The 25,484-nt window shown below is 42.5% G+C and carries 19 protein-coding genes; 5 read left to right on the top strand and 14 right to left on the bottom strand.

Annotated elements, in window-relative coordinates; genetic code table 11:
* A complete protein-coding gene (locus K2225_RS06125) occupies positions 1 to 1,563 on the bottom strand; it encodes a bifunctional GNAT family N-acetyltransferase/carbon-nitrogen hydrolase family protein (protein WP_220583925.1) in 1,563 nt (520 codons plus the stop codon).
* Between the two features lie 752 nt (positions 1,564 to 2,315).
* On the opposite strand from K2225_RS06125, the gene K2225_RS06130 reads away from it, so the two are divergent.
* Positions 2,316 to 2,933 carry a TetR/AcrR family transcriptional regulator gene (locus K2225_RS06130; protein WP_220583926.1) on the top strand — a complete coding sequence of 206 codons (618 nt, stop codon included), beginning with the start codon at positions 2,316 to 2,318 and terminating at the stop codon, positions 2,931 to 2,933.
* A 47-nt stretch (positions 2,934 to 2,980) separates the two neighbouring features.
* Here K2225_RS06130 and K2225_RS06135 read toward each other — a convergent pair whose 3' ends face one another.
* The 8 genes from K2225_RS06135 to K2225_RS06170 form a co-directional block, all read right to left on the bottom strand.
* Positions 2,981 to 4,402 (bottom strand): dihydrolipoyl dehydrogenase family protein, encoded by a 1,422-nt coding sequence (locus tag K2225_RS06135; RefSeq protein WP_220583927.1) that lies wholly within the window; start codon positions 4,400 to 4,402, stop codon positions 2,981 to 2,983.
* Positions 4,392 to 4,793, bottom strand: a complete 402-nt coding sequence (locus K2225_RS06140) for a DUF1499 domain-containing protein (protein WP_220583928.1) — start codon at positions 4,791 to 4,793, stop codon at positions 4,392 to 4,394. Before K2225_RS06140 ends, K2225_RS06135 begins: the two co-directional genes overlap by 11 nt.
* Positions 4,794 to 4,864: 71 nt before the next feature.
* The gene (locus tag K2225_RS06145; RefSeq protein WP_220583929.1) at positions 4,865 to 6,049 is read right to left on the bottom strand and encodes an anti-sigma-I factor RsgI family protein; all 1,185 of its coding nucleotides are present in this window, start codon (positions 6,047 to 6,049) and stop codon (positions 4,865 to 4,867) included.
* On the bottom strand, positions 6,046 to 6,783 hold the full coding sequence (gene sigI, locus K2225_RS06150) for an RNA polymerase sigma factor SigI (protein WP_220583930.1): 738 nt from the start codon (positions 6,781 to 6,783) through the stop codon (positions 6,046 to 6,048). Before sigI ends, K2225_RS06145 begins: the two co-directional genes overlap by 4 nt.
* A gap of 359 nt (positions 6,784 to 7,142) precedes the next feature.
* Positions 7,143 to 7,976, bottom strand: a complete 834-nt coding sequence (locus K2225_RS06155) for a S1C family serine protease (protein ID WP_220583931.1) — start codon at positions 7,974 to 7,976, stop codon at positions 7,143 to 7,145.
* 32 nt (positions 7,977 to 8,008) lie between these two features.
* Complete coding sequence (locus K2225_RS06160) at positions 8,009 to 10,036, bottom strand: ABC transporter ATP-binding protein (protein WP_220583932.1); 2,028 nt, start codon at positions 10,034 to 10,036, stop codon at positions 8,009 to 8,011.
* Positions 10,033 to 11,781, bottom strand: a complete 1,749-nt coding sequence (locus K2225_RS06165) for an ABC transporter ATP-binding protein (RefSeq protein ID WP_220583933.1) — start codon at positions 11,779 to 11,781, stop codon at positions 10,033 to 10,035. The genes K2225_RS06160 and K2225_RS06165 overlap by 4 nt, the downstream gene beginning before the upstream one ends.
* 901 nt (positions 11,782 to 12,682) lie before the next feature.
* Complete coding sequence (locus tag K2225_RS06170) at positions 12,683 to 13,702, bottom strand: TIGR00341 family protein (RefSeq protein ID WP_220583934.1); 1,020 nt, start codon at positions 13,700 to 13,702, stop codon at positions 12,683 to 12,685.
* A 188-nt stretch (positions 13,703 to 13,890) separates the two neighbouring features.
* Between K2225_RS06170 and K2225_RS06175 the strand changes: the two genes are divergently transcribed.
* From K2225_RS06175 to K2225_RS06185, 3 genes are read left to right on the top strand one after another with little or no spacing between them, the layout of a single operon-like run.
* On the top strand, positions 13,891 to 15,372 hold the full coding sequence (locus tag K2225_RS06175) for a spore germination protein (protein WP_220583935.1): 1,482 nt from the start codon (positions 13,891 to 13,893) through the stop codon (positions 15,370 to 15,372).
* Complete coding sequence (locus K2225_RS06180; protein ID WP_220583936.1) at positions 15,369 to 16,475, top strand: GerAB/ArcD/ProY family transporter; 1,107 nt, start codon at positions 15,369 to 15,371, stop codon at positions 16,473 to 16,475. Before K2225_RS06175 ends, K2225_RS06180 begins: the two co-directional genes overlap by 4 nt.
* Positions 16,472 to 17,602 carry a Ger(x)C family spore germination protein gene (locus K2225_RS06185; protein ID WP_220583937.1) on the top strand — a complete coding sequence of 377 codons (1,131 nt, stop codon included), beginning with the start codon at positions 16,472 to 16,474 and terminating at the stop codon, positions 17,600 to 17,602. Before K2225_RS06180 ends, K2225_RS06185 begins: the two co-directional genes overlap by 4 nt.
* Before the next feature lie 129 nt (positions 17,603 to 17,731).
* Here K2225_RS06185 and helD read toward each other — a convergent pair whose 3' ends face one another.
* The 4 genes from helD to K2225_RS06205 form a co-directional block, all read right to left on the bottom strand.
* A complete protein-coding gene (gene helD, locus K2225_RS06190) occupies positions 17,732 to 20,014 on the bottom strand; it encodes an RNA polymerase recycling motor HelD (RefSeq protein WP_370632712.1) in 2,283 nt (760 codons plus the stop codon).
* A 255-nt stretch (positions 20,015 to 20,269) separates the two neighbouring features.
* Entirely contained in the window at positions 20,270 to 20,623 is a 354-nt protein-coding gene (locus K2225_RS06195; protein ID WP_146818533.1) for a hypothetical protein, read from the bottom strand.
* A gap of 5 nt (positions 20,624 to 20,628) precedes the next feature.
* Positions 20,629 to 21,051, bottom strand: coding sequence for an ATP-binding protein (locus K2225_RS06200; RefSeq protein WP_220583938.1), 423 nt, complete (start codon positions 21,049 to 21,051; stop codon positions 20,629 to 20,631).
* Between the two features lie 203 nt (positions 21,052 to 21,254).
* Positions 21,255 to 22,331, bottom strand: coding sequence for an undecaprenyldiphospho-muramoylpentapeptide beta-N-acetylglucosaminyltransferase (locus K2225_RS06205; protein ID WP_220583939.1), 1,077 nt, complete (start codon positions 22,329 to 22,331; stop codon positions 21,255 to 21,257).
* A gap of 110 nt (positions 22,332 to 22,441) precedes the next feature.
* Between K2225_RS06205 and K2225_RS06210 the strand changes: the two genes are divergently transcribed.
* Positions 22,442 to 23,803, top strand: a complete 1,362-nt coding sequence (locus K2225_RS06210) for an MATE family efflux transporter (protein WP_220583940.1) — start codon at positions 22,442 to 22,444, stop codon at positions 23,801 to 23,803.
* Between the two features lie 253 nt (positions 23,804 to 24,056).
* On the opposite strand, the gene K2225_RS06215 is transcribed toward K2225_RS06210, so the two are convergent.
* Positions 24,057 to 25,481: an aldehyde dehydrogenase family protein gene (locus K2225_RS06215; RefSeq protein WP_220583941.1), complete on the bottom strand. Its 1,425-nt coding sequence runs from the start codon at positions 25,479 to 25,481 to the stop codon at positions 24,057 to 24,059.
* Between the last annotated feature and the right edge of the window lie 3 nt (positions 25,482 to 25,484).

Genomic DNA, 25,484 nt, shown 5'->3' on the forward strand with positions numbered 1-25,484 from the left:
TTACGTTCGTTCCGGCTTTTCTTCTGTGTCTATTTTAAATCGTAGATCAAATAAATCCCGGCGTCTGTCACGGATCTGACGGACGGTTCCTGACTTCCGTTGTCTTCTAAGTATTTCTAAATCAACATCTCCAACAACAACCGTTTCCACATTCGGGTTACATTCACCAATAATCCCATCCCGGGCAAATTCGAAATCCGATGGTGTGAAGATGCCTGATTGTGCATACTGAATGTCCATATTCTCCACTTGCGTCAAATTCCCTACCGTTCCAGCAATAACTGTGTAGACTTGGTTTTCCACCGCACGGGCCTGGGCACAATAACGGACGCGCAAGTACCCTTGTCTGTCATCTGTACAAAATGGTACAAAGATAATATTCGCTCCTTGATCGACTGCATAGCGTGCAAGCTCAGGAAACTGGATATCATAACAAATCTGAATGGCGATTTTACCACAATCCGTATCAAAGACTTTGACCGCATCTCCAGGTTGAATCCCCCACCACGTCCGTTCATTCGGTGTTACATGAATCTTATATTGCTTTTCAATCGTACCATCGCGTCTGAATAGGTAAGATATGTTATATATTTGATCTTCTTCTTCCACGAAGTGAGACCCACCGATAATGTTCACATTGTACTTCACAGCCAGGTGAGTGAACATTTCAATATATTCTTCGGTGTAAGAACTCAATTTACGAACAGCTTTTGATGGCACTTTTTCTTCTAGGAAGGACATAAGCTGAGTGGTGAAAATTTCAGGAAACACCGCAAAATCAGAACCATAATCAGCAGCAACATCCACATAATACTCACATTGCTTCGCAAACTCTTCAAAGGAATCGATATTTTTCATCATATATTGGATAACCATAATTCTGACTGGATGACTCGTCTTGAAATAGCGCTTCGTACGGGCACGATAATCAATATTATTCCATTCCATCAACGTTGCATACTTTAAAGACTTCTCATCATCAGGAAGGTAATCAGGATTGATCCTCATGACAGTAAAGCCGTTCATGATTTGGAAAGTGAGGACAGGATCATAAATGTTTTGATTACGGACTTCCTCCACGTATTCACGCGGCGACATCTCACCTTCATATTTATGGTAATTCGGAATACGCCCTCCGATGATGATACTCTTCAAATTCAATGAGCGGGCTAATTCTTTCCTCGCTTCATACAGACGCTTTCCTATTTTCATCCCTCTGTATTCAGGGTGGACCATCACTTCAATTCCATACAGATTATAGCCGTCTGGATCATGATTCGTGATATACCCTTCATCTGTAATGTCATCCCATGTATGCTTATCATCATACTCATCAAAATTGACAATTAAACTTGAACAGCTTCCTATGATTTCCCCCTCGAACTCGACAACGAACTGCCCTTCTGCAAAGTGTGTTAAGTGGCTCTCCAGATGTTCCCTCTTCCATGGATCCATGTCAGGGAAACAAACTTTCTGTAATTCAAAAATCTGTTCGATATCTTTATCCTGCATGTTTCTAACAATTATTTTCTTTTCATACTGAGTCAGATCAAGCTTTGACATCTTATCTTCCTCTCTTTATGATGATCTTTCAATCATTTTCATCGTACTCAACCTCCATCCATCTTGTCTAGCTTTTTAAAAAGTTATTCCACTAAATGGCAGGTTTATGTAAGACTCAGTTTCGAGACTTTCATTTAGTGGGTGGGGGCTACGGGGAATAGCTCGCTTTCCGCGGGAGCGCGATGAGCCTCCTCAGGCTGACGCCTTGTGGGGTCTCACCTAGCACTCTTTTCCCGCAGGAGTCTCGCCATTCCCCTCCGCCCCTTTGCTATTTCAAACTCTCGAAACCATCTCCAGAATAAAAAGTCATTCCGTTTAACTGGAGTATAAGATTGAAACTTCCATGACTAGGTACTTAAACTCTGAAAGCTTGATACAGAGCGTTTTATGCTTTTAACAATCGGAATAGCGGAAGACCATCCTACTTGGAAAGGGTTTCGTTTCTCACATACATCGAATGGGGTGGTTGGGAAGCTGGGAGACTCCCGTGGGAGAAGGAGATAGGCGAGATCCCGCAGGACGCAGTCCGAGGAAGCTCGGCGCTCCCCCACAGGAAAGCGAGTAGCTTCCCAACCACCCCTAACGCTGAACCTGGGTAACGAACCCCGAAAACATCTCGAAACTGAGTCTTCAAGTAAAGGGAGCTTTTCTGGAAGATGGAGTTGATAAAGTTCATGGTGTTCAGAAATGAAATGTATGAATTGAATCGGTTCATAACTTCGTGTATGATGGTTTAAGAAGAGGTGTAGACAATGAACGGATTTGAAAGACGGAAAGAACGCAAAAAGCAAAACATCTTGAACGCCTCCCTGAAGTTGTTCTCAGAATATGGGGTGCAGAAAGTCAGCATCCAGGAAATTGCAAAAAAAGCACAAGTTTCTCAAGTCACCATTTATAATTATTTTGGCGGCAAAGATGAGCTCCTATTCGAGACAGTCAAAAAATTCATTTACGAACGACTGGACCGTTTTCGGGACGTCGTCCACAATGACGATATGGACTTCAAAAAAAAGATTCGGTTTGTAATCCAAGATAAAAAAGAAAACATCCTCCATATGGACCCCGGATTTCTTCAAACAGTAATGAGGGACCAGCCTGAGTTGCAAGAGATGATTCAAACGTTCACAGAGAAAGATGCAGTCCCTTTACTGATGGAACTTGTGGAACAGGGAAAAGCTCAAGGGTACGTCCATCCGGATATTTCTTTTCGCTCCATCATGTTTTATATTGAAATGTACTACCAGGCGATGCGATCGAAGGAAGATCTCTTCGATCATTCTCTACCCGAATTAAGTGAAGAAATCACTCATATGTTTTTCTATGGGTTGATGGGGAATCAGGACGAGCATTTGCATGAAGATAAAGAATAACGAAAAAATGCGTAGAGACTTTTCTCTACGCATTTTGTTATCCTTGCTTATCGTAACTTTTTCACATACCAACGAATAAGGTCGTTCCATTTACTTCCAAATAGCTTCTCTCTCCAATATAGGTCTGCGGTTTGAGAAACGACATTATTTTTTGCAGGGTAAGGGTGTACGACATTCGAGATGCTCTGAAACTTCTTATTGAGTGCCTGCACGGTCCCCACTTCCTGCATCCATTCTCCAGCTCCTTCACCAATCGCATGAGCCCCGACGATTTTCCCTCGGTCCGTTGTCAAAACTTTTACTAGTCCCTCTTTCTTCCGCTCCGCCATAAAACGATCGTTGTCTGCTAATTTTGTTTTGAAGGTTAACAAGTCTTCTCCATACTGCTCTTGTGCTTCTTCTTCTGTCAAACCGAGGTGGTAAATTTCAGGGTTTGAGTAGACAACCCATGGTATCTTTTCATAAGAAGCTTTTCTAGAAAGACCCAGAACAGCATTAGAAACGGCGATTTTCCCTTCCATTCCTGCGACATGAGTGAAAGGCATCGATCCATTACAGTCACCTACAGCATAAATGTGTTTTTTATTGGTTCTTAAAGTTGCATCCACTTGAATTGAGCCTTTTTCAGTTACAATACCAGCCTTGTCCAGCCCAAGCTTTCCAATGTTCGCTTTTCTGCCAGCCGCCACAAGAATGGAATCTGCAGTAATGCTGTTTGATATATCATCTTTCGTATAGTGAATATCAACCTGATCTCCTTTTTTCTCCACGCGTTCAACCTTTGCATTCGTTAAAATATTCAGTTCTTCAGATAATAAACGTTGCGACAAGTTCGCTATTTCCTTATCCTCTTTAGACAGAATCCTATCGCTGCCTTCTATTACGGTTACCTCCACACCTAAACGACTCATCGCCTGAGCCAGTTCCACTCCGATCACCCCTCCACCGATAACGACCATAGAAGAAGGTTTCTGATTCAGTGAAAAAATGGTTTCATTTGTTAAGTAATTCACTTTATCCATCCCATCAATCGGGGGAATGGCTGGAGAAGATCCAGTAGCTATGACAAAACGTTTTGCTGTAATCGTCTGTTCCCCTACCTGGAGGGTATGTTCATCTATGAATGTTCCTTCTGCTTCATAAATATCAATACCAAGGTCGATAAAACGATCCTTTGAATCATGCTCTTGGACATCTTGTAGAGCATTTGCGACCCGTTCCATCGCTGACTTAAACATACGACCGTAATCTTCTTCCGTCAATTCAGAGTATTGGGAGACCTCTTTCACCTCTTTAGCCGCTTGAATCAACGCCTTTGAAGGCATGCATCCATAATGAAGACAATCCCCACCAAGTTCCTTTTTCCGTTCAATAAGAGCTACCTTAGCACCAAAACTCGCTGCGCCTGCTGCTACTGTTAAGCCACCTGAACCTCCACCTATAACGACGATTTGATAATCAAACGTCATGGATTTCTCTCCTCATGGACTCATAATGTTCAGAGAAGTCCTTCATTCGTTTTTTATTGACTCCAAAGTCTGAATACCCCACTCTTGAAGCAGATCTGAAATGTACGACCTCTTCCTCCTGATCAAAATAGAACTCGACATCGTCCTTGAACTTCATCCACTTAGATTCGACAACGGCATGGATATAATTTTCGTTTTCTGTTTCAACTGCCGTCCTCTCCATCTCACTTAGGACTTCTTTGATTACAGACTTTGTGGTCTCTAGATCTTTGGAAAAAGCAAGCGCTGTCATCTTCTTTTCTTCTTGCTCTGCTTGAGTACTCACACAGTTCGGAGACTTCGGACAGTCCGACAGCCTCCCATTTTTGACGCCTATATAAGGTTTGCTCATTGCTACTCCTCCTTTTCTACACGATACCCTTATACTCCATGCTTCTTCAACAAAAAAGCACTCCTAACTGTCTAGGAGTGCTTTCCATTCGAAGAATTTCCGTTACCCTGAGGAGTTTTCTCTTTATCGTTCGAGCTGCTCCCTTTGTTTCGGTCATTCTGCTTATCCTCTTGTTTCGAACCTGAATTCTTGTCCTTCCCTTTCTCTTTCGATTTAGGAGAGGGTTGTGTAGATTTTTCCGAATGTTTATCTTTCGAATTTTCATTCTCATTATCTTTATGTGAATTCTTGTTGTCTTTCTTTTCTATGTTCTTCTTGCTGTCTTTCTCTTCTATGTGTCTTTCCCCTTGATCAGCCTTTTTTTTCTGCTGACCAGGAGCTTGGTCTTTTCCTTTTGAGCGTGCTTGTTCAGGTTCCCGTTTTTTTGCATCCTGTTTCTCTGGCTTTAGGACAGGAGGGGCCACCGGTTTCAGGTCAGATTCAAGCACTTCCCCTTGTTTTTCATCAGATGAATCTTCTTTATAAAAGGATTGAATAATTTCTCGATCATCATCTTCAACATGAACAGGGAGTTCTGATTCTGCTTTTTGATCCGTTACTTTTTTCTTTATTCGGTCTGCAACCATTTCATTCACAGATGCCTTTTGTTCAATAGCTTTTCTTCGTAAATCCTTTGGGACTAAAAAGGTAGCAATACTTATATTCGCGGACTTTTCCATGAGGAAGGTTTCAATCTCTTCCGTGTAATCCTGCTTCACTTCTTCTTTTAAATAACTGATACCAATAAGGACCTGGTTCGCATCATTGCTATATCCTCTTTCTTGACTCAACTCTATCAACTCAAAGGTGACTTCCGATGCATCTTTCTTTTTCCAATCTTTCAAGGAAGATACGATTTCATACGCTTCATCATTTTGAGGCATTATATCTATCACTTGCATCTGATCATTTAATTCAAGTTCAACACTTGGATTAATATCAATGTTCATATAAGCATACGCTTGATTGCTTCCATACCAGGAAAAAACAGGGAACACCATTAATAGAAAGATAATGGCTACAACAGCTGCTCGCGTATAGCGATTGCGCAAAACTTGAGTCCATTGATGCAGGACTTTCCGTTCATCCACTGTCCTGAATTGGACTTCCATTCCAATATCTGCATGGTTAATCTTCTCAGCTCTATGGAATTTGCCATCTCTAGTCATGACTATCATATATTCACTCTGCTGTTCCATGACAATACCTTTTTTCACATACCCACCCCTTTCAGATAATCCTTAAGATATACGTAATCCCCGTTCAGGATGAGAACTAGTGCGATGATGAATTTACGGTTTCGTTCTAACGTTTTTTTACTAACATCGACACGATCGACCAAGTCTTTGATTGGTAATCGGCCTTTATCGATGACTTGCGAACATAAAAATTCATCTTCATAAACGAGCCTGGCCACCTGAACAGCAGACTCTCTGGCATCTCTATGTTTGGGAGATGCATCAATCAGCTCATCAAATGAAAGCTTATACTTCTGCAATTGGGCCTGAAATTCCAGAATTTCTTCTTTACGATGCCAAGCTTCCGTTTCCAATTGAAACTTTTCCTTAGCCGCTGAAATCTCTACTGGGTTTTCCATTTGTTCTTCATCATGGAAGTCCTCATCAAGCGAAGTGACTTGTACACGTTTTTGTTCGTTACGAATGTAATCAATCACTTTCCGCTTAATCACGAGCCTTGCAAAAGAAAGAAATGAACTCCCCTTATCACAAGAATAAGATTGGATGGCTTCATTGAATGCAAGCAAACCGATACTGAACTCATCATCTTTTTTAGGGTCTATATATCTTTTACAAACTTCAGAAACACTTTTGGCGATGAAAGGTTGATACTGTTTCAGCATTTCATTACGTGCATCATCATCTCCCTGTTTGGCTGAAGCTACTTGTTCATCCAGGGAGGGATCTGCTTTTTGAAAAAGACGTTTGATCAACCTTTATCACCTCCAGCCTATTAATATTTTCGATTATGGCTTTAATTTTTTGGGTGTCTTTTTTAAGATTATTTCAATTGTGTTACAAAATCGTATCAACCAAAATTTCTGAAGTTTGTCGAAATGGGGTCAGGTAAAAAGGTATTGTCCTTGACCATGACCATTTTACTGAACAACACCTGAACGGTCTACTTCATAGGGGTTACATTTTATTAAATAACCATTTCAAAAAATAAGCCCTAAGACTCTTCCATGATGCACAAAGAATAATAAGATGCATTTAACCCGCGTTATTGGGTATATGTACCCACGCAATGTTAGATCTTTCATGTAACAATTCGTACAATCAAAAAGGAAACCTAAGGAAGGTTTCCTTTTTCTGTCTGTTCATAATAATAATCAATAGGTACTGCGAGGCCGACCCGCCCCTCTTCATCGTCATGTAATGTAGCAAACACTACCCCGATCACTTTACCATGATCATTGATGACCGGGCTTCCTGAATTCCCCCGGTAAATAGGAGCATCAAGCATGAGGACTTGTTGATCCCAATCAGACAACTGTTTATATCCTATTACATTCCCCTCATTAGCAATTCCTGTGAACTTGAGCGGATTTCCGATGAAATACACATGGTCATGTGCATCAAAAGCCGCTTCATCAGCAAGCTCCAAATGAGGGAGGTTCTTACCTTCAACATCCAAAACAGCGAGGTCGACGTCAGGATAAGAGGCCACTATTTCAGCACTGAAGAGACCATCATCTGGAAAGCCTACTGAAATTCTTTTTTCGTCTTCTATGACGTGGTGGTTAGTAAGGATATAGCCATCTTCGGTAAAAGCAAATCCGGTCCCCTTGCTGCGACCAGCCTCCACCACTACCACGGATTCCTTATACGTCTGCACCTTTTCATCTGTCGAAAGTTTTGCAGAAGTCATGAGGAAATCAATCGCAGGAATAGAAAACGTATTTGGAAGAACAGCCACGATGTTTAACACCATCATGAAAGCGATCAACCAGAATATCCACTTAGGGAAAGGACGCTTCTCCTTCTGCTGTTCTTTTTCCAATCTTTCGCGTTCATATGCTTTTCTCTTCTCTTCCTGTACGAGTTCATACAGTTCATCATCATCTATTTCTTCATACAAGTCATCATCGATTATGTCCTTCTTTTCGTATTCTTGCTCATGCATGAAACCTGCCTCCATGTAAGCAGTTTTGAGACCTACACCGCTTCTATCCCTACAGCACCTTGCTGCATCTGGTACATGCGGTAGTACTCGCCTTTACTATGAATCAATTGCTGGTGGGTCCCTTGTTCCATTATTGTACCATGATTAAGAACAAAAATTTGGTCCGCTTGTTGAATGGTAGACAAACGATGAGCAATCACCAAGGTCGTTCTTCCTTCCTTCAAAACTTCAAGTGCTTGTTGAATCACCTGCTCAGTTTCTGTATCAATATTCGCTGTTGCTTCATCCAAAATCAATATCGCAGGATCAAAAGCTAACGCACGTGCAAAAGAGACCAACTGCCTTTCCCCCATCGACAAGGTATCTCCTTTTTCATTAACAGGTTCATCATATTTTCCGGGTAATTTTTCCACAAAGTGATCAGCTCCAACAGCTTTCAACGCTTCTATTGCCATTTCCCGGGAAATACGCTCATCCCCCATGGTCACGTTCGACAAAATCGTCCCACTAAAAATAAAAGGATCTTGAAGAACAATGCCCATATGGCTGCGAACTTGCTGTCTCGACCACTCACTGGTGGACTTTCCATTGATCCGGATTGTTCCTTGCTGGGGGTCATAGAAACGGAACAATAGATTCATGATGGAACTCTTACCTGAACCCGTATGACCGACAAAGGCAGCGGTCTCTCCAGGATTCACATTGAATGAAAGATCTTTAAGCACTTCATTTCCCTTTTTGTAGGCAAATGTTACTTGGTCAAAGTGAATATCTCCTTTGTACCGTTCAATCGGTTTGTTTACAACAGTCTCACCACGTTCATCCAGGATTTCAAACACACGTCCTGCAGCCACACGGGCTTCTTCGAGCTGAGGTAATTGATTGACAAGATCTGTAACCGGCTGGAAGAGTCTGTTCAGATAGTCTACAAAAGCATAGAGGACGCCGGCCGTAACGATCCCTTCAGGACCTATGGAACCTGCCCCGAAATACCAGATAAAAGCTACGAAAGCAAGGTTCCTCAGTACATTCACTAGATTGAATGATGTTAAAGCACTTAATCTGATTAATTTCCTCTGGTAAGTAAAGTGTCGTTCATTCAAGCGTTCAAAATCTGCTAATGTCTGCCTTTCCTGCCTAAAAGATTGGATGATTGACATTCCCTGAATGGCTTCATTGATGTTTCCATTCATGTCACTTACAGTAGAACGGATAACTCTGTTATACCTCCCTGCGTATCCTTTGAACAGCTTCATCCAAATCAGCAGAATTGGGATCAATAATAAGCTCAACAGAGCCAGCTTCCAATCCAATAACAGCAAGGCAATATAAATACCTCCCATATAAAAGAAGCTCGTAACAAATGTCGCCAGCACTTTTACATACAGCTCACGAATCGATTCTGTATCATTCGTTACCCGAGCGACCACCTTCCCCGCCGGCTGATTAACAAAGAATTGAATCGGCAGTGTTTGTATGTGTGAAAAGAGATCATCTCTCATTTTCTTAATAATCCTATTGGAAGACTTTTGCAACAAGAACGTATGCGAAAACTGAAACACGGATGCAATGAGCAGTAACCCAACATATAAACTAAGGAGCCAATAAATCGATTTCATTTCAGGAAGAAAAAAGCTGTACAATTCCTGAAGCTTTAATTTTTCAGCACCTATCCTATACGTACGGTCTGAGGTTTCAATGGTCAAAACCCCATCCTTCCACTGACGACTGCCAGTGATAGGTACTTGTTCCTCCGTGAAATAATAGTCTCTCCCCACCTGCAAAATCGTTCGAGTTTGAAGAGTTTCATCGGATTCATCTCTTCGATCAGAGCGTTTATACAGAGCGTCTCTGTACCTAACCGTGTGTTCATCCTTTGATTCAACCTGATACCATTGGTTTTCAATTCCAATGATATGCTGATCAATCAGCCTTTTGGCAATGAAAGGACCGGTGAGTTCTAAAGCGACGGCGATGATTAAACAAACCAGACCAATGAATATACGTTTACGAAACAACCACGCATACTGAAACAACTGTTTTTCGGCCGATTTCTTCATCGTCCCACCTCCCCGTTTTCCAACTGTTGATGCTCATACTGCTGTTGATACCATCCGCCATTTTCAACCAATTCATTATGCGTTCCCTTTTCAATCACTGCTCCATCATCGAGCACCAGGATTTGATCCGCATGGGTTACGGCTGAAAGTCTGTGAGCAACAATGAACGTCGTCTTTCCTTGCCGTTCTCTTCTCAAGTGTTCTAGAATTTCAGCTTCTGTTTTTCCGTCTACCGCTGACATAGCATCATCCAGCAATAGAATTTCAGGGTCCATGATGAATGCTCGGGCAATGGAAACCCTTTGCTTTTGTCCACCCGAGAGCGTAACCCCACTTTCTCCAACCTTTGTGTCCAGACCCTCAGGCAGTTGTAGAAGATCATCCGCAAAATGAGCCAGCTCCAATACGCGGTTAATTTCCTGGTCGGATGCACCCGGTTTACCAAATTGGATATTCTCTCTGATCGTCTTTGAGAACAGCACTTGATCTTGTGGTACATAACCAATCCAGGCTCTTGTCTGATCAAGACTAAGGTCTCCTAGGGGAACGCCATTCACCTCAAGCCTCCCTGTATCCCCGGGATATTCTCGAAGAAGCTGACGGAACAACGTTGTCTTTCCTGCTCCTGTTTTTCCAACAATGCCAACGGTCTCACCTTGCTTTACTGTTAAATCAATACCGTTAAGACTTTGTTTATCTGCCCCTGGATAAAGGAAGGAGAGCCCTTTAAACGCAATCTGCTTCGGTTTTTCTACGAAGGCAGGGGACTGTGGGTTTTTCACGTCCGGTTCGTAATCAAGCGTCGACTGGACGCGATCCAAGGACGCATTTCCACGTTGCAAGACATTGATCAGTTCCCCGACAGCGAACATTGGCCAAATTAACATCCCTAGATAAACATTAAAGGAAACCATCTCTCCTAAAGTGATTTGGTTCTGGAACACGAGATTCGCTCCATACCCTAATCCAATCGTATAAGAAAGACCAACTAATATTTTTATTGTCGGTTCAAATAGCGCATCAATCTTCGCTACTTCTATGTTTTTGTCGTACACTTCTGTGGTCATTTTGTTGAATGAACGCTCATCATTCTTTTCTTGCACAAATGCTCGAATGACTCGAACTCCTCGAATAGACTCGAGAACCTGGTTGTTCATTTCCCCGAAAGATTCCTGCGCTTCTGTAAAGCGCTTATGAATCACTTTACCGTACCGCTTCATGACAAGAGCCATAATCGGTAACGGAATCAATGCCGCAAAGGTCAATGGCCAGCTTATTGTAAAACCCATAACAGCAATAATCAGCATCATAAATATGGTCGAATCAACCAATGTCAGGATACCGAAACCTGCCGTCATCGTCAGAGCCTTCAGGTCATTCGTTGCTCTCGCCATTAAATCCCCTGTACGGTTCTTCCCAAAAAAAGTAGGTGTCATTCGCAGAAAATGGTTCATCAAACGGGATCTCATCGTCCTCTCCATCATCATCGCACCACTGAACAGCGTATAATCCCATAAATAGGAAATGGTATAACTCGCGATGATTATGCCCACGTAAATGAGTAACAATTCCATTAGACGTTCTCTCGTAAAGGAATTAAATTGTATTTCGTCAATCGCGATCCCCACTAGTTTTGGAGGGATCAAATCGATCATACTTACAACGATTAAAGCTATAATCGCCAATGTGTAACGCTTCCAGTAAGTTTTAAAGAACCAACGCAACTTGAACAGTACACTAAACATCATTTACCACCCTCTCTTCATAACAGTCGCTAACCACTCTCTTTCCAATCTTCGTTCCATTCTTTCTTTTCCATGTAGTGAACCATTTTGATTCCTCCTCAAACCTTTTATGGATTTATATAAAAATCGGCCTTGTAACCGACTTCTATCCAGACACAAAAAAGCATACGTCCTTTGACGTATGCTTCCACACATAAAAAAAGGCACGTACCTACGTGACCTTGTTCCTTCTATATGGTTTTCAAAAATGTTAGATAAACAAATGGCTCTCAGTCACGATCGATATGAAGTTGTCTTTATAGTGAAGACGTTGCTTTTCCATCATCGTGACCTCCTTTTGTATCAATGATTATTTATTATATATTTTTCTGAATTTTAAATCAACCAATATTTTCAAACCATGACTATTCAACAATATGGCAGGATTGTGGAAGACTCAGTTTCGAGACTTTTATGGGAGCTTAGGGGCTCCGGGAAAAGGTTCGCTTTCCGTGGGCGAGTGATGAGCCTCCTCGAGCTAACGCTCTGCGGGGTCTCATCTACCACGCACTTCCCACAGGAGTCTCACCGTTTCCCTACGCCCCTTTACCAAATGAGGTTCTCCAAATCCCTCTTAAAGTAACATGCCTAGTTGTGTTGGGAAATCCTGCTTAATCTGCATCGGTATAGGATTCCTAACTACAAAAGCTCTTATTACTGGAAGGTAGTTTCGAGAATGTCTTACGAAAAGTGGGCGGAGGGGAATAGCGAGACTCCTGCGGGAAAAAAGTGCAGGGTGAGACCCCACAGGACGAAGTCCGAGGAGGCTCACCGCGCTCCCGCGGAAAGCGAGCTATTCCCCTCCGCCCCATCCACTCAACTAACGTCTCGAAACTGAGTCTTCAAGTAAAGGGAGCTATAGTTAGATAATGTTCTGGCCTTCCAGAATGACAATGGCAAGGATAAGGACGATGATGATGACGAATACGATGGAGAGGGGGCGGGAAACGTTCGCTCTTTGAACCTCCTCCCAGCGGACAGGGCGGATGCCGCTGAGCGAAAAGATGGATACAGCAGCCAGCAGGATAGACATGATGTTCACCGTAACTAATAAGAAGGCCCCGTACGCCGCTGCCATCGATCCATCCCCGATTGACATCCCCATCGCGACCGATGGTGGAAGCAAAGCTACAGCTACCATAACCCCGACCAAGTTCCCTGATAAACGATTTAAAAAAGCGAGCGCTCCAGCTGCTCCAGACGCCACCCCTAATGGAATGTCAATCAAGGTAACCTTCGTCCGATCCAGGTATTGAGCGTTTTCCATTCCGACATCAGTAAAATAACCGAAGGCTATGGATATCAATAATACGATCGCTACTCCATACAGAGAACTAACCGCTGATTGTCCAAGCCCTTTATAATCACCAAGAATCGCAAAAAAAGCAACCGATATCACCGGTCCAATCATGGGAGCAATGACCATCGCCCCGATGACCACCGCTTCACTATCTTTAATGATACCAACAGTAGCTACAATTGCTGATAATAATATAAGTAAGGAATAATTCATTGTAATATCGCTGTTTTTTTCAGCCGCATTCATCAATTCATGCCGGCTCGCTCGAAGAAGGCGGGATTTTTCCTCTTCGTTTTCTTCTTTTTCTTCTTCCTCTTTGGTTTCTTCGTGTATAGTTTCCTTGGAAATGTAAGTTTGCACAGGGATGAGCAGTGTCTCAAACCCTTCCACTACATTGGAAACTTCCTCTAGATAGTTGAGAATCTCTTCTACTTCATTTTTTTGAACGAGGATTCGTACGAGCATCCTCTCTTCTGATTCGCTTGAAACCCAATACGAACGATGGTCATACTTTTTTAACTTCTCATCGATGGAATCGAAGTGTTGATCGGGAATGTACACTTCAATTAATTGCAAATTCATACTCTTCACCTCTATTTAACCGATCTGTAAAAAGTTGATGCTTCCTGAGTATAAGTATTCTCGGGGTATCAAGGGCTTTTCATCCTTCTGCTCTGTTCCAAATACAGAAGTATCGAACCTCCTTCATAATGTCTCCTATTTTCCACATACTAATTCTACTTAGAGAAGAAGAGAAAGGGGGTTCCTATATGTCTCTCCAATTACCGATGAAGAAAGAGGAATATTTGTCAACGTCCAAGGATTTGCTTAATCAAAGTCCAGACCTCGTCCAGAAAGTGTTTAATCATGAAGGGCAATGGATCAGTGTCCAATTCATTCATTATCAAGTGAACAAAGAACAACTGGAAGACGAGATTTTAGAAGTCATCACAAAATCCTCTCGCCCCTGGTCAAATGATGACTTGATGAATAAAATCCCTATGGCTTCGACGAAACAAGAGAAAAAGATGGATGCAATTATTGAGCAGATGATTCATGGTAGTGCCTGCATTTATATAGAAGGTGAAAAGGAAGCGACACTATTCGCACTGCCTCAGCAAGAGCACCGTTCCTTAAACCAAGCAGAAACAGAGTCGCTCGTCTTCGGCCCTCAGGTTTCGTTTACTGAATCCCTTATGACAAACCTGAATGTCATACGTTGGCGTTTAGACACACCAGATCTTGTTACAGAAAAATTAATTGTCGGTGAGCGGATCCAATCGGAAATACGGATCGTGTACTTGAAATCTCTCGCCAATACAGAAAATGTAGAGACCATGAGGCAACGGATTAGAGATCTACAAGTCTCTGAAGTAGAAGACACGAGTGTTCTTGGACAATTGATTGAAGACTCATCCAGTACAGTCTTCCCTCAGTTGATTTTCACGGAACTCCCGGATCGCTTTTGCAATGCCATTTCTAAAGGACGTGTAGGGGTGATGGTTGATAAAAGCCCGACCATGTTGATTGGCCCCATGAACCTTTTCAGCTTTTTCGAGTCAACGGAAGATTTGTATATGCGCTGGAATATGGGGAGTTTCATAAGGTTGCTTCGTTTCATATCTATGGCTCTGTCCATCATTTTGACACCGATGTATGTAGCTGCACTGACATTTCACTATGAAATCATTCCAAGTACGTTGCTTGTATCATTAGGTCAATCAAGGTCGACGGTCCCCTTCCCTCCCGTTTTAGAAGCGCTTTTACTGGAGATGTTGATTGAATTGCTGCGCGAAGCAGGAGCTCGCTTACCTACGAAGGTCGGTCAGACCATGGGGATCGTTGGCGGTATCGTTCTCGGACAGGCGGCTGTAGAAGCTGGATTCACAAGCAACATCCTCATCATAATTATTGCTCTTAGTGCCTTGGCCTCTTTCACCGCCCCAAGTTATTTAATGGGAACAGCCATCCGGATCATCCGCTTTCCCATGATCCTTCTGGCGGGTGCCTGGGGGATCATCGGCATTGTATTTGCCTTGTCTTTTCTGGTCATCCACTTATTAAAACAAAAATCATTGGGCCGTCCGTACTTGGCTCCCATTTATCCACTGCAATGGAGTGATTTCAGTGAATCTATATATCGAGTACCTTTTCAAAAAAATGCAAAACGTTCGAAAGCCCTCATGACCAAAGACGAGTACAGATATAGTGAATCAAAAGCGACTGAACGAAATGATGTGGATCGTCTATGAAGACGAACATCCCCTTTCATCCTGATCATACCGTTCAAGCTTTCTATCTTTTCTTTATCATCCACACCTCTCAAATTGGAGCGGGATTAATGGGGGTGCCTAGAATCCTTGTGCTTGAAGCGGGGGTGGATGCCTGGATTTCCGTACTAGTCGCGGGGCTTTACCTTCATTTCATTGTTTTCATCATGCTGCAAATCTTAAAGTCTTATGAAAATGCCGACATCCTTGGAATTCAACAAGACTTGTTTGGCGTATGGATTGGGAAAGCGCTGGGAACCGTTTATGTGCTCTATATTTTCCTACTTCTTTTGACGGTGATCAAAAATTACATTGAAGTGGTACAGGTGTTTGTCTTTCCAGAGATGCCGATCTGGCTTATGGCTCTCTTTTTACTCTCTCTCATGGTTTATAGTATTCTAGGCGGGTTCAGAGTAGTGGTAGGTACGAGCGTCGTCTTTTTCTTCCTTACCATCTGGCTTGTTTTTACAATCTATAAACCGATCACATACATGGATTGGGAACACTTCTTACCAGTGTTTCAGACACCCGCCCCTGATTTACTAAAAGGGGTGCAGCAAGTCACTTTTACCGTGCTTGGCCTTGAGATTCTCCTTTTCGTTTATCCATTTATTCAAGATAAAAAAAGAGCGGCATTACCTGCACACGCAGCCGTCTTTTTTACAATATGCTTAATTCTTTTAGTGACTGTCGTTTCTATCGGTTATTTCAGCCCTGATCAGTTAAAATCGACCGTATGGGCAACTTTATCCTTGTTCAAAATCATTAGTTTCTCCGTTTTGGAACGGTTTGATTTTATTGCCGTTGCGTTATGGATGATGGTGATCATCCCGAATATCGTATTATTTGGATGGATGATTGTACATTCCTTGAAGCGATTGTTCAATGTTCCTAAAAAGCCAACGCTCTATGGACTAGCCTTTCTCTTATTTCTTACTTCCATAACGGCTGAAAAAAGAGTCTCCCTCAACGAGCTGACCGACTGGACGGGGCAGATTGGATTTTGGATAGTTTTTGTCTATCCATTGTTCATTTACGTGATGGTTCTATTAAAAAAATTAATGAAAAAGAGGAATGCTTCATGAAATGGTCCTCCATTCTGATCGTCGTTTTCCTACTCGCTGGTTGTATCCCGAAGTCTTACATTGAAACACTAGGAATTATTACAGCTGTCGGATATGATTTGACTGAAGACCAACGAATTCGAGGTACCCTCGTCATGTACCAGTTCGACACGGATCAAGCCAACACATCACAGGTCGTTACAGGGGAAGCCGATACATCGAAGGGGATCCGTTTTGCTACAAGCCGGCTTACAAGTCATCGACTCGTATCCGGTCAAGTGAGACTTGAAATATTCGAAGATGAGCTTGCTAAACGAGGGATGATGAAGTACATGGACACCCTTCAAAGGGATGCGGCCATATCGGACATGGGTTATTTAGCTACAAGTACCGTTCCCTCAGAAGAACTGCTGAAATCAGAGAATGACGAAGATCGTCCCAATACGGGGAATTACATTCAGGAACTTATTAAAAAAAGCATCAGTGAAGAAGCCATCCCGAATGCTGTACTGACAAGCTTCCTGCATGACTATTATGATACCGGCAAAGATCCCATCCTTCCATCTCTTACACTTGAAGATAATAAAGCAGTGATTAACGGGATCAGTTTATTCCAGGATGACCGCTATGTCCATACAACTTCTCATGAAAATACATTCTATATTATGTTGATGAAACAACAGTTCGACCATGGGCAATTTCAAGTCCAACTGGCAGATGATGCGTTAGAGAAATACCACAAGAAGGAAAGCATCGACAAGCCAGGCGAAGGCGCCCTGCATGTTTCAATTCATGAGCTAAGTTCAGAACATGACATCCATCCATCAAAAGGAGATCCAACCAAACAATCATTCACACTGAAAATGGAAGGTCGTTTGTTGGAAATCACTCAGGATATCGACTTAAAAAATACAGAAGCTGTAGAAGCGTTGGAAAAACAAATTGAAAATGAAGTGAAGGAACACCTTCAAGAGACATTGCAGATTTTGATTGAACATCAAGTGGATCCCGTTGGTTTCGGGGCTAAATATAACACCCAAAACAGATCAAATCGAGTGACAAAAGAAAATTGGCGCGAACAAATACCAAGCCTAGAAGTTGATTTTGACGTATCATTTAAGCTTCTGCGTTATGGTATTTCCGAATAAAGATAAAAACCCTTGTGAAAAAGGTTTACCTTTATCACAAGGGTTTCATTTCATGTACACCTTATAAATACCGTTTTTGTTTGTCTTTCTACTGGTATCAATCGCTACCTGAGCCTTAGGAAGGAAACATCAACAAGTCCAAAGTCCATCCTTGTCAGTTAGGAGGAAATCATCAGGCTGTCTACCTATCATATAGAGACGATGGAGAGGTCTCGTCATAGCTACATAGAGCATTTTCAAATCCAGTTCATTTTTTACATAAGCGTGTTCGTCACAATAGAGAAAAACAACATCAAACTCCAGTCCTTTAGCAAGGTAGGCAGGGAGAATAACACGATCCCCCAATTCGTCCGTGTTCTCTTCCATAATCTCGAAGGAAGGAAGTTCATGGGCTAGCTTCTCCGCCTCCTGTTTTGTTTTTGTGACAAAAGCGAAGTTGTTCATCCCTTTTCTGACCAAGTCATGGATCAGATCATGAAGGCGCCCCTTCCGATACTCCTCTCTGGAAAGAAAAGTAGGCACATCCCCATGTCGGACTACAGGTTCTGCTTTCGGAAGTGCATCTGGCATATCATCTAAAAGCCGATTAGCTAAGTTCATGATTTCAATTGTCGTCCGATACGTCTTTTGCAGAGTGAGGTAGTTCGCTGTCGGAAAAATATCGTTTTGCAGTGTTTCCCAATTCTCTACTCCTCGGTAATGATAAATCCCTTGCGCTAAGTCTCCTACGATGGTGAACAAATCCGTTTGAAAAGCCTTTCTCAAACTGAAAATTTCCATAAAGCTATAATCCTGCGCTTCGTCAATGACCACTTTCTTTGCACGATCGTCAGCATCAAGACCTGTGATAAAGGTCTTCATATACAACAAAGGTGCTAAATCTTCCGCACAAAGCTTCCCGGTTGCGTGCACTTTTCTCGTATCCTTTCTCATTTGCTCCCATTCAGAAGATTCATCCACATAAACGGTCGGAAAGGTTTCCTCTTCAAAAAGCTGCTGATAGATTGTCCATACATCCACTTCCGGATACTTCTTCATATAACGATTGACCGATATCCTGGCTGCTTTCTTTATTTCATCCAGCCTTTCCTCTTTCCTTGTAATCAAAAAACTGACACGGATTTTTCGTTTCTCCGCATCCTTCATCCCATAGAGTGCATCGTCCAGGGCTTCATCATATTTGGCGGCCATTTTTTCCAGGATCCGCTTCTTTTTTCTTTTCAATTCACTTTGCAATACAGACTTAATTTTCTGAACGCGTACCTCGTAAGGAAAATAGCTGTATTCTTCAAAAAACAAACGATTGATGGCTTTTGCACTTTTAATCTTAAACCCTGCGAGCGTAAAATCATCCTCTACTTTATAGGACTTCTTCCATTTTTGCAGATAGCGATCCAAGATTTCTTTGAATCTTTTCGATCCTTTCAGCCGTGCTCCTTCAATAGAACTGCGCTCCCCGGATTTTTCTACTGCATTCATAAGCACCTCATGCTGAGTGACGACAGGCAGACGAATCCCGGTAGCCTGCAGAACAAAATCGGTAAAGGTCGTCTGTCTCGCTCGATCCACCCCAAGTTCCGGCAAAACTTCAGATATGTACTGAATAAACAAGCGGTTGGGAGCAAGAATGAGCATCTCTTCTGGACGGAAGATTTCTTTCATTGTATATAAAAAATAAGAGATCCTGTGAAGAGCAATCGTTGTTTTTCCACTCCCAGCAGCCCCTTGCACAATAATCGGCTTACGTAAATCTGCACGAATGATTCTATTTTGCTCTTCTTGAATGGTGGATACAATTTCTGTCAGACGCTTTTCGGCATTCTGAGCTAACGAATCCTGAAGCAATTCATCCTTTGTGGTAAGGTCGATATCACGGTAATCCAACAGCTCCCCATCTTCAATCTGATACTGTCTTTTTAAGGAAACATCTCCTTCATATCTTTCTCCAAGCGCTTCGTAACTCACTTCTCCAAGGCGGCCTTCATAATAGACATTCGCTAGAGGAGAACGCCAATCTAAAATGATAGGATATTGAGTTTCCCGGTCAAATAATGACGTCTTACCAATATAAAAAATTTCTCGATCGGGCTTTTCTTTTTGATGAAAATCAATGCGGGCAAAATACGGTTTGTTTCGTAGATGTTTGAGGTTCTCCAGTTGTTCTTTGGACATTTTCATGAAATTCGCATGAGAAAGCATTTCTTGGTACCTCAGACTGCTGTCTTTGAAGCTGAGGTTCTCAAGGGTGTCTTCCTGGCGCTTCTTCAGTGATTCCTGACCTGTTTCCTGTGAGGTGATCAGTCTGTCCATATACGTTTTGGTAAAAGACAGACGGTCTCGTTCTTTTTCAAATTCCGGATGCCGTTCCGTCATTTGAGCCATTCCTCCTTCTTTTTGTTCTGCACGGTTCACAGAACATTCTTCTAATGGAATGACGCGTGAGCGCTCATACAGTTTTTCAAAGCAACGAATCAATAAGATACCATAACCACGTTGGAAGCGCAATCACTAATGATATAGTTTTATGTAAGTAGGCTCCGTTACGAAAGACATCGCAGGTAAGGACCTGGCCTAGCATGATAGAAGATAAAATAAAAAGCAGTATAGTTTAAGGCTGCGCTTTGTTTTGCGCTTACACCTAAACTACACTGCTATTAAAAAGGCACCCTAGGGTCTGTTTTTGTTCTCCACATATTTCGGCAGATGCATCTCAAATATGAAGAAAGAAAGAATACGCAAAAGTACAGGATATAAGGCCAGAAATCCTACCAAATCCCCGATTCCCCCAAGAAGGTTGGTAAAAAGAAGAACGATGGCCAGAACAAGCATGAGAAAAACAGTCACAAGGCCTACTCTTCCATTGATAGGTGTCCACGCTCCTGCTATTGTCCTCGTATCCTGTTCCAGCAGTTCGAAGCAACGGTAGTGATAAGGACGTATTCTGAACCAGTTGGATGCTGTGACAAGTTCGTCACGGTCCTGAATTTTTTTGTAACAATACCGACAGATGTTTGTGTTCACGAAATCTACTCCTGATTGAGATATTTTTTCATTAGCAAACACTCGTTGCCTTTTTCATTATATCGCAAAACATCCATAACTCTAAGCATTAACGTAATCCCACGCCCACTCTCATCCAAGTCTTCTACACTTGGGAACCAGTGCTTCATGTCACCTGTCACCTGATAAGGCCTCCAGTCAAACCCGTCTCCATGATCATAGACTCTGACGAGTAACCGTGAATAGAGAAAGTGGATTTTCAATAAGACGGGATAATCTGTTCTCTCCTGATGGCCATGTGCCCATGCATTCCATACAGCTTCGGTAATCGATGCATCCACAAGAAGTTGATCGTTCCCGTAGTATTTGGCAAGATATGGTGAATATTTACGTCGGACATCTCTCAGTTCTCTCGGATGTCTGATATTGGCTTCTATAGATGCCTTCATCATTCAGCCTCTCCTCTTCTAAGTCAATGATTAGCAAACCATTGGACTTAGTAAATGGATTTGTTCCCTTTTCTATTCCCTTTATCCAAATCACTTAAAAGGGGAAGTGTCAACTTTTTCATAAAAATGGAAATCTATAAAGGTAGGATGAGTGAGAGAACAACTACCCCAGTCTGGCTTTATTAGTTTGTAAGAAGGAGCGATCATTTTTTCCTTTCATGACTCTGAATGATATCCACCACTTTATCTTTCGTTTGCTCACTTTGATAGCTTTGCATGGACTCAAGAATCTGATCACGATTGTTGATAAGTTGACGAAGATCATTCAATAAGGTTTCATTTGTGAGCTCTTCTTCCTCTCGTTTCATCGCATATCCCTGATTAACAAAAGAGTCTGCATTTAAAATTTGGTCTCCACGACTTGCTTTTCTTGATAATGGGATGAGAAGCATCGGTTTTTTCAAAGCTAAAAACTCAAATATAGCGTTTGATCCTGCTCTGGAGACGATATAGTCTGTAGCAGCAAATAAATCCTTCAGCTCATCTTGGACATACTCGAACTGGGCATATCCACGTTTGTTGATGGACGTGTCTTTGTGCCCTTGTCCACAGATGTGAACAATCTGAACTTCCTGGAGCAATTCATCTAAATTATCGCGTATCGCATCATTGATTCTCTTCGACCCTGTACTGCCTCCCATCACCATGACCACAGGTTTCTGCTTATGGAATTCACACAAGGCTAAACCTTTAGAGCGGTCTCCTTCAAACAGTTCTTCGCGGACTACGGCCCCGATATATTCACCCTTTCCTTCCGGCAGATGTTTCATTGTTTCGGGAAAAGTAGCCAGGATTTTTTTTGCAAACGGGAAGGATAGTTTATTAGCCAGCCCCGGCGTATAATCCGATTCATGAATAACGGTCGGAACGCTCTTCAAGCGTGCCGCCATAACGACAGGTACAGAGACAAATCCCCCTTTTGAAAAAATGACCTGGGGCTTCCGTTTCTGGATGATCCGGAGAGATTGAGCTAATCCTTTCAACACCTTGAAAGGATCCTTGAAGTTTTCCTTCGACATGTACCTTCTCAGTTTTCCTGTTGAGATGCCGTGGTAGGTGACTCCATCCAACGGCTCAATCAAATTTCTTTCAATTCCACTATAGGATCCAATGTAATCGACGGTATATCCTTGTTTCTGAAATTCTGGAATAAGCGCAAGGTTCACGATGACGTGCCCCGCTGTCCCTCCACCTGTAAATAAAATCCTTTTTTGACTCATATGTTAATCAACGTCCTTTCAGAGGGCTTCTTAAGTAATTCTGGATGTGTTACTATGCTATAATCCTCGTATTCCTCTAAAGAGAATTGTACCAGAAAAGAGTGTGGCCTATGTACGAAACAAAAACATTAAAAGAAAAAATCAAACTGTTCAGCGTCATCCTCATTCCAATCCTGATTACACAAATTGGGATGTACCTAATGAATTTTTTCGATACGATTATGGCTGGTCAATCCGGCCCTGACCAACTGGCAGGAGTAGCGATAGGGTCAAGCATATGGATGCCTGTCTTTACAGGATTGAATGGCATCCTCATGGCTATTTCCCCAATTGTAGCTCAATTAAAAGGGGCGAAGAAAGAAAATGAAATCTCTTATTCCGTTAAACAAGGGATTTATTTATCCATTTTTTTGGCTGGAGGAATAGGAACACTCGGGTTCTTTTTATTGGATCCGATTTTGTCTTTATTAGATATCACTCCAGAAGTCCGGCATGTAGCAAAATATTACTTAATGACACTGGGAATCGGGATTGTGCCCTTGTTTGTCTTCAACATCCTTCGGTCATTTGTAGATGCCCTAGGTCAAACCAAAGTTTCAATGGCCGTCATCCTGATGACACTGCCGATCAATGTTCTTTTTAATTATATGTTCATCTTCGGTCGATTGGGTGCCCCTGAACTGGGAGGGATTGGAGCGGGAGTAGCTTCTGCTCTTACCTATTGGGTATCATTAGTCATCCTTGTTACCATCGTTCACAAACTCCGTCCATTAAGAACCTATAAGATTTTCCAATCATGGATTTCTCCTGAATGGAAAGAGTGGTGGGCACAATTGAAAATTGGCATTCCCATCGGTTTTGCCATCTTTTTTGAAACAAGTATTTTCGCTGCCGTCACTTTTTTTATGACGGCTTATGATACGAATACCATTGCCGCTCACCAGGCAGCCATTAATTTTGCCTCTCTTCTCTATATGGTTCCCTTGAGTATCGCCTTTGCACTAACCATTGCCGTTGGATTCGAAGTCGGGGCAGAAAGGTATAAAGAAGCGAGAACATATTCTTATTTAGGCATTGTATCTGCTGTTACGATGAGTCTTTTTGCAGGACTGATTTTATTTTTGTTCGATGATGCGATCGCAAGACTCTACAGCACAGATGAAAGGGTAATTGAATTGACTAAGAATTTCATCATCTATGCTATCTTCTTTCAGCTGTCGGATGGATTCGGCGCACCTCTGCAAGGGATTCTCCGGGGATATAAGGATGTGAATATCACGCTTGTTATGGCGTTCATTTCTTATTGGGGCATTGGTTTGCCAAGTGGGTACTGGCTTGCGAACTATACAGCCCTCGGTCCTTACGGATACTGGTTAAGCCTGACGATCGGCTTAACCGCAGGAGCCATCACCCTCCTCATCCGTATGCTGTACATCCAAAAAAGAAATACCCAAATAAGCAGCGCTTCCTAACCTACAGGGCAGAATCGTGGAATACTTGATTTCGAGACTTTTGTTGAGTGGGTTGAGGCTGGGGGAATAAGTCGCTTTCCTCCTGAGCGCGGTGAGCCACCTCAGGCTGACGCATTATGGGGTCTCACCAAACACTATTTCCCGCAGCCCCAAAACTCCCAGAAACATCTCGGAACTCAGTCAGGAGCATATCTTAGATATGATAAAGAAGCGTCCTGGGAATGGACGCTTCTTTTTAGTTTATTATTGATCGTTACTGGTTTAAGTTAAGAACGATCAAGCGTTCCTCTGTCATGTCTTCAATCGTATACTTCGGACCTTCTTTCCCCCACCCGCTGTCTTTCACACCACCATAAGGCATGAGGTCTACCCGGTATTGGGAGGAGTCATTAACCATTAAGCCTCCCACTTCAACATTCTTAGCTGCATAAAAAGCGGTATCAATATTTTGTGTGAAGATACCACCTTGAAGGCCATAAGGGGAGTCATTCACTTCTTCGATACAAGAGGAAAGGTCGGAAAATGGAATGATGCTCACAACGGGAGCGAAAATTTCTTCACAAACGACTTTCATGTCTGGTTTTACATTTGTTAAAACCGTAGGGTGAAATAAAGCAGCCTCACGATTGCCGCCGTGGATGATTTTGGCTCCTGCTGCTTTCGCTTCCTCCACCCAATCTTCGGCACGTGCGGCTTCTTCTTCGCTGATCATAGGACCGACATCGGTATTCGGGTCGTTCGGGTCTCCCACATTCAACTTTTCAATAGCTTGGATGAACTTGTCCTGAAATACTTCACGAACGTCTTCATGTACATACAATCGTTGGACAGAAATACAAACTTGGCCAGCAAAGGCATAACTTTTAGCGGCTACGTTTTCTGCAGCTGCATCAAGGTCCGCTTCTCTATCAATAATGACGGGAGAGTTATTTCCGAGTTCAAGGACGAGTTTGTTCAGCCCTGTATTTTGTTTTAACTTCAATCCGACTTCTGCACTTCCAGTAAATGTGTACAAGTTAATCCGCTCATCTTTCATCATTTGGTTGCCGACCGTTGAGCCTGAGCCAACCACCACATTCAGAAACCCTTTTGGAAGTCCGGCTTCTTCGAACAACTTGGCCAATTTCAACGCAGAAATCGGTGTCTTACTTGCAGGCTTCAAGACCACTGCATTCCCTGCCGCTATAGCAGGGGCAATTTTATGTGCCACAAGGTTCACCGGAAAATTGAAAGGGCTGATGGCTCCGACAACTCCTACTGGGACCTTGATCGTAAAAGCCATACGGTTTTCAGACCCTGGCGCTGCCTCTACTGGAACACCTTCCCCGTGAATCCGCTTCGCCTCTTCTGCTGCTAGTTCAAAAGTCTGAGCTGCCCGGTCTACCTCTGTTAACGCTTGTTTGATCGGCTTCCCGGCTTCCATTGTAATGACTTTTGCCATGTCCTCCTGGTTCTCTTTCAATAGTTCGCTTACACGTTTCAATATTTCAAAGCGTTCATAAGGAGACATGGCATGCTGTTTATACGCATGCGTCGCTGCTTCAATGGCTGCATCCACTTCTTTTTCAGACGCTTTAGCCACCTGTGCAAAGGTTTCCTGTGTGTATTTGTTCCATACGTCGAGTTGATCATTGGTGTCTATCCATTCCCCATTAATATAGAGCTTATGATGATCCATGAA

The organism is Halobacillus sp. Nhm2S1 (genome assembly GCF_019599545.1).
GTDB lineage: Bacteria > Bacillota > Bacilli > Bacillales > Halobacillaceae > Halobacillus.